The sequence below is a fragment of the Enterobacter chuandaensis genome (genome assembly GCF_039718975.1).
GTDB lineage: Bacteria > Pseudomonadota > Gammaproteobacteria > Enterobacterales > Enterobacteriaceae > Enterobacter > Enterobacter chuandaensis.
The window spans coordinates 4,595,517-4,614,329 of sequence record NZ_CP097173.1 but is presented as its reverse complement, the minus strand read 5'-3'; the positions used below and the strand labels follow the sequence as shown (position 1 = coordinate 4,614,329).

At 53.3% G+C, this 18,813-nt stretch carries 13 protein-coding genes, 1 tRNA gene and 3 rRNA genes; 10 read left to right on the top strand and 7 right to left on the bottom strand.

The window, feature by feature from the left end; translation table 11 throughout:
* Positions 1–52: 52 nt before the first annotated feature.
* The 4 genes from MX657_RS22150 to rrf all read left to right on the top strand — a co-directional run bounded on the left by MX657_RS22150 (position 53) and on the right by rrf (position 5,020).
* Positions 53–1,592, top strand: a 16S ribosomal RNA gene (locus MX657_RS22150).
* Positions 1,593–1,677: 85 nt separating this feature from the next.
* Positions 1,678–1,753: transfer RNA gene (locus MX657_RS22145), tRNA-Glu, on the top strand.
* A gap of 182 nt (positions 1,754–1,935) precedes the next feature.
* Positions 1,936–4,839, top strand: a 23S ribosomal RNA gene (locus tag MX657_RS22140).
* A 65-nt stretch (positions 4,840–4,904) separates the two neighbouring features.
* Positions 4,905–5,020, top strand: a 5S ribosomal RNA gene (rrf, locus tag MX657_RS22135).
* Together the 16S, 23S and 5S rRNA genes with 1 tRNA gene alongside form the textbook arrangement of a ribosomal RNA operon.
* A 97-nt stretch (positions 5,021–5,117) precedes the next feature.
* On the opposite strand, the gene mobB is transcribed toward rrf, so the two are convergent.
* Positions 5,118–5,621 (bottom strand): molybdopterin-guanine dinucleotide biosynthesis protein MobB, encoded by a 504-nt coding sequence (gene mobB / locus MX657_RS22130; protein WP_346806838.1) that lies wholly within the window; start codon positions 5,619–5,621, stop codon positions 5,118–5,120.
* Complete coding sequence (gene mobA / locus MX657_RS22125) at positions 5,618–6,202, bottom strand: molybdenum cofactor guanylyltransferase MobA (RefSeq protein WP_346806836.1); 585 nt, start codon at positions 6,200–6,202, stop codon at positions 5,618–5,620. Before mobA ends, mobB begins: the two co-directional genes overlap by 4 nt.
* A gap of 68 nt (positions 6,203–6,270) precedes the next feature.
* On the opposite strand from mobA, the gene MX657_RS22120 reads away from it, so the two are divergent.
* From MX657_RS22120 to dsbA, 3 genes are all read left to right on the top strand, one after another.
* The gene (locus MX657_RS22120) at positions 6,271–6,540 is read left to right on the top strand and encodes a YihD family protein (RefSeq protein WP_003861904.1); all 270 of its coding nucleotides are present in this window, start codon (positions 6,271–6,273) and stop codon (positions 6,538–6,540) included.
* A 75-nt stretch (positions 6,541–6,615) separates the two neighbouring features.
* Positions 6,616–7,602 carry a serine/threonine protein kinase gene (locus MX657_RS22115; RefSeq protein ID WP_346806833.1) on the top strand — a complete coding sequence of 329 codons (987 nt, stop codon included), beginning with the start codon at positions 6,616–6,618 and terminating at the stop codon, positions 7,600–7,602.
* Positions 7,603–7,629: 27 nt separating this feature from the next.
* Positions 7,630–8,253: a thiol:disulfide interchange protein DsbA gene (gene dsbA, locus MX657_RS22110; protein WP_028014899.1), complete on the top strand. Its 624-nt coding sequence runs from the start codon at positions 7,630–7,632 to the stop codon at positions 8,251–8,253.
* A 23-nt stretch (positions 8,254–8,276) separates the two neighbouring features.
* Here dsbA and MX657_RS22105 read toward each other — a convergent pair whose 3' ends face one another.
* Positions 8,277–9,185, bottom strand: a complete 909-nt coding sequence (locus MX657_RS22105) for an acyltransferase (protein ID WP_080330273.1) — start codon at positions 9,183–9,185, stop codon at positions 8,277–8,279.
* Between the two features lie 440 nt (positions 9,186–9,625).
* Here MX657_RS22105 and polA point away from each other — a divergent pair, with 440 nt between their 5' ends.
* Complete coding sequence (gene polA, locus MX657_RS22100) at positions 9,626–12,418, top strand: DNA polymerase I (RefSeq protein ID WP_346806830.1); 2,793 nt, start codon at positions 9,626–9,628, stop codon at positions 12,416–12,418.
* Between the two features lie 312 nt (positions 12,419–12,730).
* On the opposite strand, the gene yihA is transcribed toward polA, so the two are convergent.
* The gene (yihA, locus tag MX657_RS22095) at positions 12,731–13,360 is read right to left on the bottom strand and encodes a ribosome biogenesis GTP-binding protein YihA/YsxC (protein ID WP_014885764.1); all 630 of its coding nucleotides are present in this window, start codon (positions 13,358–13,360) and stop codon (positions 12,731–12,733) included.
* Positions 13,361–13,937: 577 nt separating this feature from the next.
* Between yihA and yihI the strand changes: the two genes are divergently transcribed.
* The gene (gene yihI / locus MX657_RS22090) at positions 13,938–14,453 is read left to right on the top strand and encodes a Der GTPase-activating protein YihI (RefSeq protein WP_119916941.1); all 516 of its coding nucleotides are present in this window, start codon (positions 13,938–13,940) and stop codon (positions 14,451–14,453) included.
* 188 nt (positions 14,454–14,641) lie between these two features.
* Positions 14,642–16,015: an oxygen-independent coproporphyrinogen III oxidase gene (gene hemN, locus MX657_RS22085; RefSeq protein ID WP_119916939.1), complete on the top strand. Its 1,374-nt coding sequence runs from the start codon at positions 14,642–14,644 to the stop codon at positions 16,013–16,015.
* Positions 16,016–16,082: 67 nt separating this feature from the next.
* On the opposite strand, the gene MX657_RS22080 is transcribed toward hemN, so the two are convergent.
* From MX657_RS22080 to glnL, 3 genes are all read right to left on the bottom strand, one after another.
* Complete coding sequence (locus tag MX657_RS22080) at positions 16,083–16,193, bottom strand: YshB family small membrane protein (protein ID WP_017382667.1); 111 nt, start codon at positions 16,191–16,193, stop codon at positions 16,083–16,085.
* A 110-nt stretch (positions 16,194–16,303) separates the two neighbouring features.
* Positions 16,304–17,716 carry a nitrogen regulation protein NR(I) gene (glnG, locus tag MX657_RS22075; RefSeq protein ID WP_028014893.1) on the bottom strand — a complete coding sequence of 471 codons (1,413 nt, stop codon included), beginning with the start codon at positions 17,714–17,716 and terminating at the stop codon, positions 16,304–16,306.
* 11 nt (positions 17,717–17,727) lie between these two features.
* On the bottom strand, positions 17,728–18,777 hold the full coding sequence (gene glnL / locus MX657_RS22070) for a nitrogen regulation protein NR(II) (protein WP_080330278.1): 1,050 nt from the start codon (positions 18,775–18,777) through the stop codon (positions 17,728–17,730).
* Positions 18,778–18,813 lie beyond the last annotated feature (36 nt).

Here is an 18,813-nt window from a genome sequence, read left to right as displayed (position 1 = left end):
TGAGTGAACATACGTAATTCATTACGAAGTTTAATTCACGAGCATCAAACTTAAATTGAAGAGTTTGATCATGGCTCAGATTGAACGCTGGCGGCAGGCCTAACACATGCAAGTCGAACGGTAGCACAGAGAGCTTGCTCTCGGGTGACGAGTGGCGGACGGGTGAGTAATGTCTGGGAAACTGCCTGATGGAGGGGGATAACTACTGGAAACGGTAGCTAATACCGCATAACGTCGCAAGACCAAAGAGGGGGACCTTCGGGCCTCTTGCCATCAGATGTGCCCAGATGGGATTAGCTAGTAGGTGGGGTAACGGCTCACCTAGGCGACGATCCCTAGCTGGTCTGAGAGGATGACCAGCCACACTGGAACTGAGACACGGTCCAGACTCCTACGGGAGGCAGCAGTGGGGAATATTGCACAATGGGCGCAAGCCTGATGCAGCCATGCCGCGTGTATGAAGAAGGCCTTCGGGTTGTAAAGTACTTTCAGCGGGGAGGAAGGCGATAAGGTTAATAACCTTGTCGATTGACGTTACCCGCAGAAGAAGCACCGGCTAACTCCGTGCCAGCAGCCGCGGTAATACGGAGGGTGCAAGCGTTAATCGGAATTACTGGGCGTAAAGCGCACGCAGGCGGTCTGTCAAGTCGGATGTGAAATCCCCGGGCTCAACCTGGGAACTGCATTCGAAACTGGCAGGCTAGAGTCTTGTAGAGGGGGGTAGAATTCCAGGTGTAGCGGTGAAATGCGTAGAGATCTGGAGGAATACCGGTGGCGAAGGCGGCCCCCTGGACAAAGACTGACGCTCAGGTGCGAAAGCGTGGGGAGCAAACAGGATTAGATACCCTGGTAGTCCACGCCGTAAACGATGTCGACTTGGAGGTTGTGCCCTTGAGGCGTGGCTTCCGGAGCTAACGCGTTAAGTCGACCGCCTGGGGAGTACGGCCGCAAGGTTAAAACTCAAATGAATTGACGGGGGCCCGCACAAGCGGTGGAGCATGTGGTTTAATTCGATGCAACGCGAAGAACCTTACCTACTCTTGACATCCAGAGAACTTAGCAGAGATGCTTTGGTGCCTTCGGGAACTCTGAGACAGGTGCTGCATGGCTGTCGTCAGCTCGTGTTGTGAAATGTTGGGTTAAGTCCCGCAACGAGCGCAACCCTTATCCTTTGTTGCCAGCGGTTAGGCCGGGAACTCAAAGGAGACTGCCAGTGATAAACTGGAGGAAGGTGGGGATGACGTCAAGTCATCATGGCCCTTACGAGTAGGGCTACACACGTGCTACAATGGCGCATACAAAGAGAAGCGACCTCGCGAGAGCAAGCGGACCTCATAAAGTGCGTCGTAGTCCGGATTGGAGTCTGCAACTCGACTCCATGAAGTCGGAATCGCTAGTAATCGTGGATCAGAATGCCACGGTGAATACGTTCCCGGGCCTTGTACACACCGCCCGTCACACCATGGGAGTGGGTTGCAAAAGAAGTAGGTAGCTTAACCTTCGGGAGGGCGCTTACCACTTTGTGATTCATGACTGGGGTGAAGTCGTAACAAGGTAACCGTAGGGGAACCTGCGGTTGGATCACCTCCTTACCTTAAAGAACCTGCCTTTGTAGTGTCCACACAGATTGTCTGATGAAAAGTAAGCAGCAAGGCGTCTTGCGATTGAGACTTCAGTGTCCCCTTCGTCTAGAGGCCCAGGACACCGCCCTTTCACGGCGGTAACAGGGGTTCGAATCCCCTAGGGGACGCCACTTGCTGGTTCGTGAGTGAAAGTCACCTGCCGTCATATCTCAAAACTGACTTGCGAGTCATGTTTGAGATATTTGCTCTTTAAAAATCTGGATCAAGCTGAAAATTGAAACGACACACATGTTATGTGTGTTCGAGTCTCTCAAATTTTCGCAATCAGAAGTGAAACATCTTCGGGTTGTGAGGTTAAGCGACTAAGCGTACACGGTGGATGCCCTGGCAGTCAGAGGCGATGAAGGACGTGCTAATCTGCGAAAAGCGCCGGCGAGGTGATATGAACCTTTGACCCGGCGATGTCCGAATGGGGAAACCCAGTGCAATCCGTTGCACTATCGTTAACTGAATACATAGGTTAACGAGGCGAACCGGGGGAACTGAAACATCTAAGTACCCCGAGGAAAAGAAATCAACCGAGATTCCCCCAGTAGCGGCGAGCGAACGGGGAGCAGCCCGGAGTCTGAATCAGCTTGTGTGTTAGTGGAACGGTCTGGAAAGTCCGACGGTACAGGGTGATAGTCCCGTACACGAAAGCACACAGGTTGTGAACTCGAAGAGTAGGGCGGGACACGTGGTATCCTGTCTGAATATGGGGGGACCATCCTCCAAGGCTAAATACTCCTGACTGACCGATAGTGAACCAGTACCGTGAGGGAAAGGCGAAAAGAACCCCGGCGAGGGGAGTGAAAAAGAACCTGAAACCGTGTACGTACAAGCAGTGGGAGCCTCTTTATGGGGTGACTGCGTACCTTTTGTATAATGGGTCAGCGACTTATATTCTGTAGCAAGGTTAACCGTATAGGGGAGCCGAAGGGAAACCGAGTCTTAACTGGGCGTTAAGTTGCAGGGTATAGACCCGAAACCCGGTGATCTAGCCATGGGCAGGTTGAAGGTTGGGTAACACTAACTGGAGGACCGAACCGACTAATGTTGAAAAATTAGCGGATGACCTGTGGCTGGGGGTGAAAGGCCAATCAAACCGGGAGATAGCTGGTTCTCCCCGAAAGCTATTTAGGTAGCGCCTCGTGAACTCATCTTCGGGGGTAGAGCACTGTTTCGGCTAGGGGGCCATCCCGGCTTACCAACCCGATGCAAACTACGAATACCGAAGAATGTTATCACGGGAGACACACGGCGGGTGCTAACGTCCGTCGTGAAGAGGGAAACAACCCAGACCGCCAGCTAAGGTCCCAAAGTCATGGTTAAGTGGGAAACGATGTGGGAAGGCACAGACAGCCAGGATGTTGGCTTAGAAGCAGCCATCATTTAAAGAAAGCGTAATAGCTCACTGGTCGAGTCGGCCTGCGCGGAAGATGTAACGGGGCTAAACCATGCACCGAAGCTGCGGCAGCGACACTATGTGTTGTTGGGTAGGGGAGCGTTCTGTAAGCCGTTGAAGGTGGCCTGTGAGGGTTGCTGGAGGTATCAGAAGTGCGAATGCTGACATAAGTAACGATAAAGCGGGTGAAAAGCCCGCTCGCCGGAAGACCAAGGGTTCCTGTCCAACGTTAATCGGGGCAGGGTGAGTCGACCCCTAAGGCGAGGCCGAAAGGCGTAGTCGATGGGAAACAGGTTAATATTCCTGTACTTGGTGTTACTGCGAAGGGGGGACGGAGAAGGCTATGTTAGCCGGGCGACGGTTGTCCCGGTTTAAGCATGTAGGCGGAGGTTCCAGGTAAATCCGGTACCTTTTAACGCTGAGGTGTGATGACGAGGCACTACGGTGCTGAAGTAACAAATGCCCTGCTTCCAGGAAAAGCCTCTAAGCATCAGGTAACACGAAATCGTACCCCAAACCGACACAGGTGGTCAGGTAGAGAATACCAAGGCGCTTGAGAGAACTCGGGTGAAGGAACTAGGCAAAATGGTGCCGTAACTTCGGGAGAAGGCACGCTGATATGTAGGTGAAGCCCCTGCGGGTGGAGCTGAAATCAGTCGAAGATACCAGCTGGCTGCAACTGTTTATTAAAAACACAGCACTGTGCAAACACGAAAGTGGACGTATACGGTGTGACGCCTGCCCGGTGCCGGAAGGTTAATTGATGGGGTTAGCGGCAACGCGAAGCTCTTGATCGAAGCCCCGGTAAACGGCGGCCGTAACTATAACGGTCCTAAGGTAGCGAAATTCCTTGTCGGGTAAGTTCCGACCTGCACGAATGGCGTAATGATGGCCAGGCTGTCTCCACCCGAGACTCAGTGAAATTGAACTCGCTGTGAAGATGCAGTGTACCCGCGGCAAGACGGAAAGACCCCGTGAACCTTTACTATAGCTTGACACTGAACACTGGTCCTTGATGTGTAGGATAGGTGGGAGGCTTTGAAGCGTGGACGCCAGTCTGCGTGGAGCCGTCCTTGAAATACCACCCTTTAATGGCTGGTGTTCTAACGTAGACCCGTGATCCGGGTTGCGGACAGTGTCTGGTGGGTAGTTTGACTGGGGCGGTCTCCTCCCAAAGAGTAACGGAGGAGCACGAAGGTTAGCTAATCCTGGTCGGACATCAGGAGGTTAGTGCAATGGCATAAGCTAGCTTGACTGCGAGAGTGACGGCTCGAGCAGGTGCGAAAGCAGGTCATAGTGATCCGGTGGTTCTGAATGGAAGGGCCATCGCTCAACGGATAAAAGGTACTCCGGGGATAACAGGCTGATACCGCCCAAGAGTTCATATCGACGGCGGTGTTTGGCACCTCGATGTCGGCTCATCACATCCTGGGGCTGAAGTAGGTCCCAAGGGTATGGCTGTTCGCCATTTAAAGTGGTACGCGAGCTGGGTTTAGAACGTCGTGAGACAGTTCGGTCCCTATCTGCCGTGGGCGCTGGAGAATTGAGGGGGGCTGCTCCTAGTACGAGAGGACCGGAGTGGACGCATCACTGGTGTTCGGGTTGTCATGCCAATGGCACTGCCCGGTAGCTAAATGCGGAAGAGATAAGTGCTGAAAGCATCTAAGCACGAAACTTGCCCCGAGATGAGTTCTCCCTGAGACTTTAAGTCTCCTGAAGGAACGTTGAAGACGACGACGTTGATAGGTCGGGTGTGTAAGCGCAGCGATGCGTTGAGCTAACCGATACTAATGAACCGTGAGGCTTAACCTTACAACGCCGAAGATGTTTTGGCGAAGAGACACGATTTTCAGCCTGATACAGATTAACAGAATTTGCCTGGCGGCTTTAGCGCGGTGGTCCCACCTGACCCCATGCCGAACTCAGAAGTGAAACGCCGTAGCGCCGATGGTAGTGTGGGGTCTCCCCATGTGAGAGTAGGGAACTGCCAGGCATCAAACAAGTGAAGAGGCCATCCGAAAGGATGGCCTTTTTGCGTTTCTGCGCTGAAAAACGGCAGGCCGGGTAAGGCGAAGCCGACACCCGGCAAGTCAGACCGCGCACCACCTCACAATAAACTCAGCAATCCCATCCTCATCATTTAAATCCAGCACCGGAACCTCAGCATCGAGAGCAACATCGCTGGCCACCGCAATCACATGCTCATCCAGCGTTAACTCGCTGATATCGTGCCCGGCATCGCTTCGGAACAGCAGGATCTTAGGCACTGCCTCATGCTTAAACCCCTCAACCAGCACCAGATCCAGCGTGGAGTGATCCATCCGGCTCACCAGGTACGCGAGATCCAGCGGCGCCTCATCCGGCGTTTCTGTCATCAAAGCCCAGCGCTGGTTGCTTGCCACCATTGTCTGTGCGGCACCCGCTTTGCGCAGCTCATAGCTGTCTTTGCCCGGCTTATCGACATCCATATTATGGTGAGTATGCTTAATCAAGCCTGGGCGAATACCGCGGGCGCACAGCGCGGGTATCAGTTTTTTCAGCAACGTGGTTTTTCCTGTCCCACTCCAGGCGGAAATGGCTAAAACAGAGGTCATCTCTTCTCCTGCATGGCCTGTAAATCTTCCGTTGTGTTTACATTCACGAACGATGTTTTCATGTCGCTAAAATCAACAGCATGTCCACCGGCCTTACGCATAAACACCATCACTCTTCGTTCTCCGGCAGCCAGATAGTCGCTCAAAGCAGGAATCAACGATCTGTTAATGAGCGCGATAGTTGGGTGGTCGCGCTCGCCGTCATGCACCCAGACCACGGGTGAATCACCTCGCTGTTGCACCATTCGCTCCACCAGGCAGGTGGGTATTAATGGCGTATCGCACGAACAAAAGAGAAACCACTCGCCCTGCGACTGCTGCATCACCGAAAGCATGCCGGCCAGCGGCCCCGGATAATCTGCGAGGTTATCCTGATAAACGGGAAACCCGCTGCGCTGGTAAATATCGATATGGCGATTTGCGCTCAGCGCCATTGCCGATACCTGATCGACAAGCGTATCAGCGACATGCTGCCATAATGGCTTGCCCTTCAGGAGCTGTAATCCCTTATCTTCCCCGCCCATCCGCGTTGCTTTGCCGCCTGCGAGAACGACGCCGATGATTTCCTGGCTAAGATTCACGAATATCGCCTCTTTTATTGTGGGATTGACCCTGCTAACGTGTCACTCTAAATGAAAGGAGCACCACCATGAAATGTAAACGTCTGAATGAAGTCATTGAACTCCTCCAGCCAGCCTGGCAAAAAGAGCCTGAGCTGAATCTGATGCAATTCTTACAGAAACTGGCAAAAGAGTCAGGTTTTGACGGCGAACTGGCAGACCTTTCTGATGACATCCTGATCTACCACCTCAAAATGCGCGACTCTGCCAAAGATGCTGTTATTCCTGGTATTCAGAAGGATTATGAGGAAGACTTTAAAACCGCATTGCTGCGCGCCCGGGGCGTAATTAAAGAGTAAAAGCTTGTAAGCGGAGCCACCGAAATCGCCACAAGATGATATCCTGAATCATTCGTATAATTTCCGGATGATCGGATGAACGGCCAGGCTTTTACTTTCCAGACACTACACCCGGATACCATTATGGATGCGCTGTTTGAACAGGGTATTCGTGTGGATTCCGGGCTAACTCCGTTAAACAGCTACGAAAACCGCGTCTACCAATTTCAGGACGAGGATCGTCAGCGCTTCGTCGTAAAGTTCTATCGCCCTGAACGTTGGTCTGCACAGCAAATTCAGGAAGAACACCAGTTTGCTCACGATCTGCTGGAAGATGACGTCCCCGTTGCCGCACCCATAAAGTTCCATAACCAAACGTTGCTCACGCATGAAGGGTTTTACTACGCCGTATTCCCCAGTCTGGGTGGTCGTCAGTTTGAAGCGGATAATATCGATCAGATGGAGTGGGTTGCTCGCTATCTGGGACGTATACACCAGACGGGGCGCAAAAAAGACTTTATTGCTCGTCCGACTATCGGTATTCAGGAATACCTTCTTGAACCGCGCGAGGTATTCGAAAAATCTGCAATGATCCCCAAAGCGTTAAAGGATGATTTCCTTAACGCCACCGATAAGCTCATTGCTGCGGTGAAAACCTGCTGGCGTGATGATATTTCAGTTCTGCGCCTGCACGGCGATTGTCACGCCGGAAATATTCTCTGGCGCGATGGCCCGCTGTTTGTCGATCTCGACGATGCGCGCATGGGCCCAGCGGTTCAGGATCTGTGGATGCTGCTGAATGGGGACAAAGCCGAGCAGCGCATGCAGCTTGAAACGATTATTGAAGCCTATGAAGAATTTAGCCCGTTTAATTCAGACGAAATTGCCCTGATTGAGCCTTTACGTGCGATGCGTTTTGTTTATTATCTCGCATGGTTAATCAGGCGTTGGGACGATCCCGCATTTCCCCGTAATTTCCCGTGGCTTACCGGAGAAGATTACTGGCGCAGCCAGATATCTACATTTACTGAGCAGGTCAAGGTTCTTCAGGAACCTCCTCTGCAATTAACGCCGATGTATTAATTGGACACACCCAGGAGAGAGTTAATCATGAAAAAAATTTGGCTGGCGCTGGCAGGTATGATTCTGGCATTTAGCGCTTCTGCTGCGCAGTTTACCGACGGTAAACAGTTTATCACGCTGGAAAAGCCGGTTGCTGGTGAGCCACAGGTTCTGGAGTTCTTCTCGTTCTACTGCCCGCACTGCTATCAGTTTGAAGAAGTGCTGCATGTTTCTGACAACGTGAAGAAAAAGCTGCCAGAAGGCACCAAAATGACCAAGTATCACGTTGAGTTCCTGGGCCCATTGGGTAAAGACCTGACTCAGGCGTGGGCGGTTGCGATGGCGCTGGGCGTGGAAGATAAAATCACTGCTCCAATGTTCGAAGCCGTACAGAAAACCCAGACCGTTCAGACCACTGCGGATATCCGCAAAGTGTTCGTTGATGCCGGTGTGAAAGGTGAAGAGTACGACGCCGCGTGGAACAGCTTTGTAGTGAAATCACTGGTCGCTCAGCAGGAAAAAGCGGCCGCTGACCTGCAGCTTCAGGGCGTTCCGGCGATGTTTGTTAACGGCAAATATCAGCTGAACATGCAGGGCATGGACACCAGCAGCATGGATATCTTCGTACAACAGTATGCTGATACCGTGAAATACCTGGTCGAGAAAAAGTAAGTTCGTTGATGTAAAAACGCCGGTCACTGACCGGCGTTTTTGTATGAAGATTTAATGCTGTCTATCTGTTCGTCTTTCTCTTTCCAGAGCGTATTAAGCCACTGCTGGAAACGACGTTTAAAATTCTTATCGTTAACGTAGTCACCATGCAGCCCGGCATCGATCGGAACTAAATCTACCCGAACCACAATGCGCGTCAGTTTGCCGCTGAGCATGTCGAAAAACGGCGTCTTATCGTTTTCCGGATAGCAGAGCGTGACGTTAAGTAACTTATCAAACTGTGTACCCAGCACGTTAAGCGCCATCGCGATACCCGCCGCCTTTGGCGGAAGCAGGTTCTGATAAGGGGAGCGAGTTTGTTGACGTTTCTCTTCGGTAAACCGTGAGCCTTCAACAAAGTTCACGATGGTCGTTGGATGCGCGCGAAACTTTTCACAGGAACGACGAGTAGTCTCCACATCCTTACCGCGACGCTCCGGATGACGAATCAGATAGCTGCGCGAATAACGTTTCATAAACGGCATATCAAGCGCCCAGCAGGCCAGCCCGATAAAGGGCACCCAGGCAAGCTGTTGTTTCAGGAAGTACTTGTTCATCGGGATGTGTTTGCGGAAAAGCACGCATAACACCACGATGTCCGCCCAGCTGTGGTGATTGCAGATCAGCAGATACCAGTTCTTTTTGTTGAGGCTCTCCAGCCCTTCAACATCCCACTTAAGATGCGGGTTCAGACACAGCAGGATCGCCAGTCCTTCGCACCAGCAGTACATCATGAAATTACAAAACGCAGATACGGCTCGCCACACCGCGGGGACAGGCAGCAGCAGTTTAACGATCCCGGCGACAATGATCGGCACAGAACAGGCAATCGTCACCAGAATAGTTAAAATGATGCTTAGCGGTAATGTTATTGCAGCGAGCAATCTCGACATGATGAGCTTTTTCAGGTAGTTAGCTGTAAGTGAGCGACCGGCTATTCGGCGCAGGGCGCTGATTTTACCAGAAAACAGGCAAAGTAATGGCGCTTTCACACCGTCAATCGGCGGCTTTTATCCGGACACAGAAGATTTCTCTAATATTGAGCGCTAATCAGGAGTTATATCCACATAGGCTAAATAGCCATCAGCATGCAATTTTGAGTGTGCAATGCCAATCAACTGTATGATATTTAATGTTTTATTTGTGATTGGCGTCTGCGTTAAGCGTCTTTTTTATATATGAAGTGAAAATATACACAAACTTATCCACAGTTTGAATTTTGCGAGCGATCCTCACGATCGCAAAATCTTTTCCTGTATCTGGCGCGAATAACTGATGTTTTCATCCTTCTGTGGCATCCTTTACCCATAAATTGATTAAAGGCACGGACATTATGGTTCAGATCCCAGAAAACCCACTTATTCTCGTCGACGGCTCTTCTTACCTGTATCGGGCGTACCATGCGTTTCCTCCTCTGACCAATAGCGCAGGGGAACCTACCGGCGCAATGTACGGCGTGCTCAATATGCTGCGCAGCCTGATCCTTCAGTATCAGCCAACCCATGCGGCTGTCGTTTTTGATGCGAAAGGCAAAACCTTCCGCGATGAGCTGTTTGAGCATTACAAATCTCACCGTCCGCCAATGCCTGACGATCTGCGTGCGCAGATTGAGCCACTGCACGCCATGGTGAAAGCAATGGGCCTGCCGCTGCTGGCCGTCTCTGGCGTGGAGGCTGACGACGTCATCGGTACGCTGGCGCGTGAAGCAGAAAAAATGGGCTGTCCGGTGCTGATCAGCACCGGTGATAAAGATATGGCGCAGCTGGTGACGCCAGGTATTACCCTGATCAACACCATGACCAACACCATTCTGGGTCCAGAAGAAGTGGTCACTAAGTATGGCGTGCCGCCAGAGCTGATTATCGATTTCCTCGCGTTGATGGGCGACTCCTCGGATAACATTCCTGGTGTCCCTGGCGTCGGTGAAAAAACCGCGCAGGCGCTGCTCCAGGGGCTGGGTGGTCTGGATACGCTCTACGCGGAATCAGACAAGATCGCCGGCCTTTCCTTCCGTGGCGCAAAAACCATGGCCGGGAAGCTGGAAGAGAACAAAGAGGTGGCTTATCTCTCCTATAAGCTGGCAACGATCAAAACCGATGTGGAACTGGAACTGGGCTGTGAACAGCTTGAAGTACAACAGCCTTCCGCTGACGATCTGCTGAGCCTGTTTAAGAAATACGAATTCAAGCGATGGACCACTGACGTGGAAGCCGGTAAATGGCTGCAGGCAAAAGGGGCGAAACCTGCCGCAAAACCGAAGGAGACGATCGTCGTTGATGCCGAAGAGCAGGCGGAAGAAGAAGCCGTAGCGCTCTCCTTCGATAACTACGAAACCATTCTTGACGAGTCGCAGCTGATCGCCTGGATCGAGAAACTGAAAAAAGCGCCGGTCTTTGCCTTTGACACCGAAACTGACAGCCTCGACAACATCTCAGCCAATATGGTGGGCCTGTCATTTGCGACAGAACCGGGTATTGCTGCTTACGTTCCTGTGGCGCACGACTACCTCGATGCGCCGGAGCAGATCTCCCGTGAACGCGCGCTTGAGCTGTTGAAGCCGATTCTGGAAGACGAAAAGGCGCTGAAGGTTGGGCAAAATCTCAAGTACGACCGCGGCATTCTGCAAAACTACGGCATTGAACTGCGCGGGATTGCCTTCGACACCATGCTCGAATCCTACATTCTGGACAGCGTGGCGGGCCGTCATGATATGGATTCCTTATCTGACCGCTGGCTCAAGCACAAAACCATTACCTTTGAAGAGATTGCCGGTAAAGGGAAAAATCAGCTCACCTTTAACCAGATTGCTCTCGAAGAAGCAGTTCGCTACGCGGCGGAAGATGCCGACGTCACGCTGCAGCTGCACCTGAAGATGTGGCCAAAACTGCAGAAGCACGAAGGTCCGCTGAATGTGTTCCAGCATATTGAGATGCCGCTGGTGCCCGTGCTGTCCCGTATCGAACGCAATGGCGTGAAGATCGATCCAACGGTGCTGCATAACCACTCTGGCGAGCTCGCACAGCGTTTGACCGAGCTTGAGCAAAAAGCGCATGAGCTTGCCGGTGAGCCGTTTAACCTTTCGTCTCCGAAACAGCTGCAAACCATCCTGTTTGAAAAGCAGGGCATCAAGCCACTGAAGAAAACCCCAGGCGGCGCGCCGTCAACGTCTGAAGAGGTGCTTGAAGAGCTGGCGCTGGACTACCCGCTGCCAAAAGTGATTCTGGAGTATCGTGGTCTCGCGAAGCTGAAGTCTACCTATACGGACAAACTTCCGCTGATGATCAACCCGAAAACGGGCCGTGTGCACACGTCGTATCATCAGGCGGTAGCGGCAACCGGGCGTCTCTCGTCAACCGATCCTAACCTGCAGAACATTCCGGTGCGTAATGAGGAAGGACGTCGCATTCGTCAGGCCTTTATTGCTCCTGATGACTATCTGATTGTCTCGGCTGACTACTCGCAAATTGAACTGCGCATCATGGCGCACCTGTCCCGCGACAAAGGTCTGCTGACCGCTTTTGCGGAAGGGAAAGATATCCACCGTGCAACCGCGGCAGAGGTCTTTGGTTTGCCGCTGGAAAGCGTGACCAACGAACAGCGCCGCAGTGCTAAGGCGATCAACTTCGGTCTGATCTACGGCATGAGCGCGTTTGGTCTTTCACGCCAGCTCAATATTCCGCGTAAAGAGTCGCAGAAGTATATGGACCTTTACTTCGAGCGTTATCCGGGCGTGCTGGAATATATGGAACGCACCCGCGCGCAGGCGAAGGAAAAAGGTTACGTCGAAACCCTGGATGGCCGTCGTCTCTATCTGCCGGACATCAAATCCAGCAACGCGGCGCGCCGCGCTGGCGCAGAGCGTGCGGCGATCAACGCCCCAATGCAGGGTACCGCGGCGGACATCATCAAGCGTGCCATGATAGCCGTGGATGCCTGGCTCGAGAAAGAGAAGCCGCGCGTGAAAATGATCATGCAGGTACACGATGAACTGGTATTTGAAGTGCACAAGGACGATCTCGATTCCGTGTCGAAAAAGATCCATGAACTGATGGAAAGCAGCATGACGCTTGACGTGCCGTTGCTGGTGGAAGTGGGAAGTGGTGAAAACTGGGATCAGGCTCACTAAGCGTTATATGAATAACACGCTTTTTATGTAAGTTAGCAACATAACAACGCGTGTTTTGTGACGATCATTAGAATTCCCTATGTAAAGAATGAAAAAAAACTACAAAAAGTGCTTTTTCTGCAGCAAAAAAAGGGGTAGAGTTATCGACGTAGGGTACAGAGGTAAGATGTTCTATCTTTCAGACCTTTTACTTCACGTAATCGGATTTGGCTGAATATTTTAGCCGCCCCAGTCAGTAATGACTGGGGCGTTTTTTATTGCGGCAAAGAAAAGTTCAGGCAAAAAAAAGCGCGGACTTCGCCGCGCTCGGTATTACTCTTCTTCCGCTTCCGTCGCGGGTTCCAGCTCGTTAAACCAGCTATCGAGCTTCTGGCGCAGCTTGTCCACGCCCTGCTTTTTCAGCGAAGAGAAGGGTTCCACTTGTACATCGCCATTGAAGGCCAGTACCGCTTCACGAACCATATTCACCTGCGCTTTCCGCGCGCCGCTCGCCAGCTTATCGGCCTTGGTCAGCAGGACCAGCACGGCAATATCGCTTGCTACAGCCCAGTCGATCATCTGCTGATCGAGATCTTTCAGCGGGTGACGAATATCCATCAGCACCACCAGACCTTTCAGGCACATGCGTTTTTCCAGGTATTCGCCCAGCGCACGCTGCCATTTGATCTTCATCTCTTCCGGAACCTGCGCATAACCGTATCCCGGTAAGTCGACGAGGCGTTTGCCTTCAGCGACTTCAAAAAGGTTAATCAGCTGGGTACGGCCAGGTGTTTTTGAGGTACGCGCCAGGTTCTTCTGATTGGTCAGCGTATTCAGGGCGCTGGATTTACCCGCATTAGAGCGGCCAGCAAATGCCACTTCAATACCGGTATCAGAAGGCAGGTGGCGAATATCGGGCGCACTGGTGACAAAATGCGTCTGTTGGTAGTTCCAGGTAGTCACGTGGTCGTCTCCAAAAATCGTAATCTGAGGGGATTATACCCGAATGCGGGCAAAAGGCTTTTCTCATTGCACAGGGCTTGCAGGCGAATGCCCAAACCGTTGTGAGAGATCGGCTAATGTTGCTATGGGAGATTTCAGAGAATTCGCAGATGTCAAAAAAGCCAAACTGTTTTAAATCATAAGCTTATTTCCGGGTAATTGTCTGAAAATCTCATTTTGTACCGTTTCGTTGCTTGTCAGTTTAACTGAACAAGGTAAAGTGTGCGTCAGGGCGAGGAAGCCAACAGGAATCAGACTTAAGGATTAGGGTCAGGAGCGCCAGGAGGCGAAGACGCAGGACAGTCAGGACGACCAGCGCCTGGAGGCGTTTTAACAGGAAATGGAACCATACACGGACGGTATCAGCCAAAGGATAAACAGGGTGTGTTGTTGGTAAACATGGAATGTCTGACCCGTTAAGGGTTGTGAGTCAGGAAAAAAGGCGACAGATTGCTCTGTCGCCTTTTTTCTTTGCTTGCTTTCTGCTAGATTTCGCCGCAATTCTATACTGAAGAAAACGATTTAAAGATAAAACATCATGAAAAAACCGACCACCGCAGCGGGCACGAAACGCCCGGCAAAAGCACGCCGCAAAACGCGCGAAGAACTGAATCAGGAAGCGCGCGATCGCAAACGCGATAAAAAACATCGTGGCCATGCTGCGGGTAGCCGTGCAAACGGCGGTGCGGCAGCAGGCACTTCTGCAAAAGGCAAACAGCAGAAAGATCCTCGTATCGGCAGTAAAACTCCCATTCCACTGGGCGTGACAGACACCCCGGTCACTAAGCAGCACAAACCAAAGAGCGAGAAACCTATGCTTTCACCGCAGGCTGAGCTGGATATGCTGGAGAACGATGAGCGCCTGGACGCGCTGCTGGAACGTCTTGAAGAGGGTGAAACCCTGACCGCCGAAGAGCAGTCATGGGTGGATGCCAAACTGGACCGCATTGATGAACTGATGCAGAAGCTTGGTCTGTCTTACGATGACGAAGACGACGAAGAGGAAGAAGAAAAGCAGGAAGACATGATGCGTCTTCTGAAGGGTGGAAACTAACATTTGCATCCGGCAGGTAGGATAGTCCTGCTTATAACCCTTCCGGTTATATGTTATCTGGTGTGGTTATTCGTTAAACTACGGCGGTTGTCGCGGCGACAGAAGTGGCTGCGCACCCGAATGATGGCCCGCGATGGGGCCAGAACGGGCCGCCGTATACGAACGCGACACCAACGGAAGGAGTGAGCATGTCAGCACCAACTATCGACTGGGATTTGGCCCTAATCCAGAAGTATAACTATTCCGGGCCGCGTTATACCTCATACCCCACCGCGCTGGAGTTCTCCGATGCCTTCGGCGAGGCGGATTTTCAGCAGGCCGTCGCGCGCTATCCAGAGCGTCCGCTGTCGCTCTACGTCCATATTCCGTTCTGCCACAAGCTCTGCTACTTCTGCGGCTGCAATAAAATCGTGACCCGTCAGCAGCATAAAGCTGACCAATACCTCGATGCGCTCGAACAGGAAATTGTGCACCGCGCGCCGCTGTTTAAAGGGCGTCACGTCAGCCAGCTTCACTGGGGTGGCGGCACGCCAACCTATCTGAATAAGGCGCAAATAAGCCGCCTGATGACGCTGCTGCGCGGAAATTTCAATTTTAACGACGACGCTGAAATCTCGATCGAAGTCGATCCGCGTGAAATTGAGCTGGATGTTCTGGATCACTTACGCGCCGAGGGCTTCAACCGTCTGAGCATGGGCGTGCAGGATTTCAATAAAGAGGTGCAGCGTCTGGTCAACCGCGAGCAGGACGAAGCGTTTATCTTCGCCTTACTCAACCACGCGCGTGACATCGGCTTTACCTCGACCAATATCGACCTGATTTACGGCCTGCCAAAGCAGACGCCGGAGAGCTTCGCCTTCACCCTGAAGCGCGTGGCCGAGCTCAACCCGGACCGCCTCAGCGTCTTTAACTATGCACATCTGCCGACGCTGTTCGCCGCCCAGCGCAAAATTAAAGATGCCGATCTGCCTTCTGCCCAGCAGAAGCTGGATATCCTGCAGGAAACCATCACCTCGCTGACCGAAACCGGCTATCAGTTTATCGGCATGGATCACTTTGCCCGTCCGGATGACGAGCTGGCTGTTGCTCAGCGCGAAGGTGTCCTGCACCGTAACTTCCAGGGTTATACCACCCAGGGCGACACCGATCTGCTGGGGATGGGCGTCTCGGCGATCAGCATGATTGGCGACTGCTACGCGCAGAACCAGAAAGAGCTGAAGCTCTACTACCAGCAGGTAGATGAAACCGGCAACGCGCTGTGGCGTGGTATTGCGCTGACCCGTGACGACTGTATACGTCGCGATGTGATTAAGGCGCTTATCTGCAACTTCCGTCTTGATTTTAGCGACGTGGAAGCGCAGTGGGATCTGACATTCAGCGATTATTTTGCGGAAGACCTGAAGCTTCTGGCGCCGCTGGCGAAAGACGGGCTGGTGGATGTGTCTGAGAGCGCGATTGAGGTCACGCCGAAAGGGCGTCTGTTGATCCGTAATATCTGCATGTGCTTTGACGCGTATCTGCGTCAGAAAGCACGTATGCAGCAGTTCTCGCGGGTGATTTAAGCCGCAAAAGCACGAAATGTAGGCCGGGTAAGGCGAAGCCGCCACCCGGCTTTTACATTTCAACCCGCTAGCTAAACAGTCCAACCAGCGCCGCACACAGCACCGCCGCAACGGCAGTTTGTGGCGTGTGGCTTTCTGCTGCTCCGCTCGAAAGTAAAGTCACTAATGATTCCAGCATGATGCTCCCCCCAATTTCCGGGCACGATCATACAAAACTCATCGGAACAGTAAAGCGCAAAATAACGGCAATTTGCGCTCAATTAATAACCTTTACACAGCGGAGTAAGATCACTCCATTCCCAGTTCTTTCAGCTTGCGCGTGAGGGTATTACGTCCCCATCCCAGCAGGCGCGCCGCTTCCTGCTTATGGCCCTGCGTATGACGAAGCGCGGTGGTCAACAGCGTGCGCTCCATCTCTGGCTGAGCCTCAGACAGCAGGTTTTGATGACCGGAACGCAGCGCGCGGTCGGCCCACTGCGCCAGCAGCGTCGCCCAGCTGTCCGGCAGCGCGTGCCCGGTGCTGCTTTCTGGCGCGGTGGCCTCAAACAGCTCGGCCGGTAAATCCTGAATCAGCACTTCCTGCCCGGCGGCCATCACGGTTAACCAGCGGCAGGTGTTTTCCAGCTGGCGCACGTTGCCCGGCCAGGCCAGGCGGGTGAGGGCGGCATCGGTTTCCGGGTGAAGCTGCTTGGCTTCCACACCCAGTTCGCGGGCTGCAACCTGCAGGAAATGACGCGCCAGTCGGGGAATATCTTCCCGACGCTCGCGCAGCGGCGGCAAATGAACGCGAATGACGTTCAGGCGGTGGAATAAATCCTCACGGAATTTCCCCTCCTGCACGCGCAGCTCCAGGTTCTGATGCGTCGCGGCGATAATGCGCACGTCCACCTTCACCGGCGCATAGCCGCCCACGCGGTAAAACTGCCCGTCGGCCAGTACGCGCAGCAGGCGGGTCTGCACGTCCAGCGGCATATCGCCGATCTCGTCCAGGAACAGCGTGCCGCCGTCAGCCTGCTCAAAGCGCCCCTGGCGAATGGTATTCGCGCCGGTAAACGCCCCTTTTTCGTGGCCAAACAGTTCAGATTCAATCAAATCCTTCGGGATCGCCGCCATATTAAGGGCGATAAACGGCGCTTTTGCCCGCGGGCTATGGCGATGCAATGCATGCGCCACCAGCTCTTTACCGGTTCCCGATTCACCGTTAATCAATACGCTGATGGACGAGCGGGACAGACGGCCAATAATGCGAAACACGTCCTGCATCGCCGGTGCTTCGCCGATGATGTCAGTGGTAGGCCCAAAATCGGGTGCGTGGCGCGGCTGCTGCTGCTCCTGGTAGTGGCTAATCGCGCGTTCAACCAGCGCCACCGCTTCGTCGATATCGAACGGTTTGGGCAGGTAATCGAATGCTCCTTGCTGATAGGCGCTTACCGCGGCATCCAGATCGGAGTGCGCGGTCATTATGATGACCGGGAGCATCGGGTGGCGTTGTTTGATCTGTTTTAACAGCGCCAGCCCGTCCATGCCCGGCATGCGAATATCCGAGAGCAGTACGTCCGGCGTTTTGGTGGTGAGTGCGTCGAGCACCTCGCTGCCGCTCTCAAACGTCGTGCAGCTTAATCCTGCCCCTGTGAGTGCGCGTTCAAGCACCCAACGGATGGAGCTATCGTCATCGACTACCCAGACTATCCCTCGTTGCATAAACGTCACCTTTATTTTTTAATCGGCAGGAAAACCGAAAACTCGGTATGTCCCGGCCAACTGGTAAATTCAATTTTTCCGGAGTGCTGATCGATCAGGCTGCGGGCGATAGATAAGCCCAGTCCCGTACCGCCTTCGCGGCCGCTTACCATCGGGTAGAACAGGGTGTCCTGCAGATGAGAAGGAATACCGGGCCCGTTATCCTCAACGTCGATGCGTGCCGCCAGACGATAGCGCACACCATGCAGCGTGAGCTGGAAGGCGGTACGGGTGCGTAAAATAATCTCGCCCCCTTCCGGCCCCAGTGCCTGCAGCGCATTGCGTACAATATTCAGCAGGACCTGCTCAATCTGGTCAGGGTCATGCGCCAGTTCCGGCAGGCTGGGGTCGTAATCTCGCACCAGCGTAACGTTCTCCGGCAGCTCCATTGAGACCAGCTTCACTACCCGCTCCGCCACTTTATGAATGCTTTCTGAGACGTGCATGCCCGGCTGCTGTGGCCCAAGAAGGCGGTCAACCAGGTTACGCAGGCGGTCCGCCTGCTCAATGATGACGTTGGTGTACTCCGCCAGCGCGGGGTCGGGCAAGGCCTTGGTCAGCAGCTGCGCCGCGCCGCGTAACCCACCCAGCGGATTTTTGATTTCATGCGCGAGACCGCGTACCAGGTCACGGGCGGCAATTTGCTGCGCATGCTGAAGCTGCTCCTGGCTCAGGCGACGCTGGTTATCCATCGGTGCCATTTCCAGCAGGATCATGCCTTCAGGAAGACGTTGCGCGGTCAGCGATAAAATATGCGAACGCCCGTCAATCACCAGCGTCACTTCGTTATCGGTGAACCCCTGGCCGGCCTGCAAACTTTCCTGCATCAGGCCAATATTCAGCGAAAAATAGCTCAGAAGTTCCGGAAGCGGGGTGCCAAACAGTTTTCTCGCGCTCTGGGCGAGCAGCTGCTGCGCCGCCGGGTTGGCGTAATGGACGGCCAGCTCGTCGTCGACCAGCAAGATACTGTTAATTAAAGAATTGAGGATCTGCCCAGCATCGGGCAGCGTGCCAGTTGCCATTCAGCAGTCTCCTGGAGTTGGTTGCACTATTTTAGT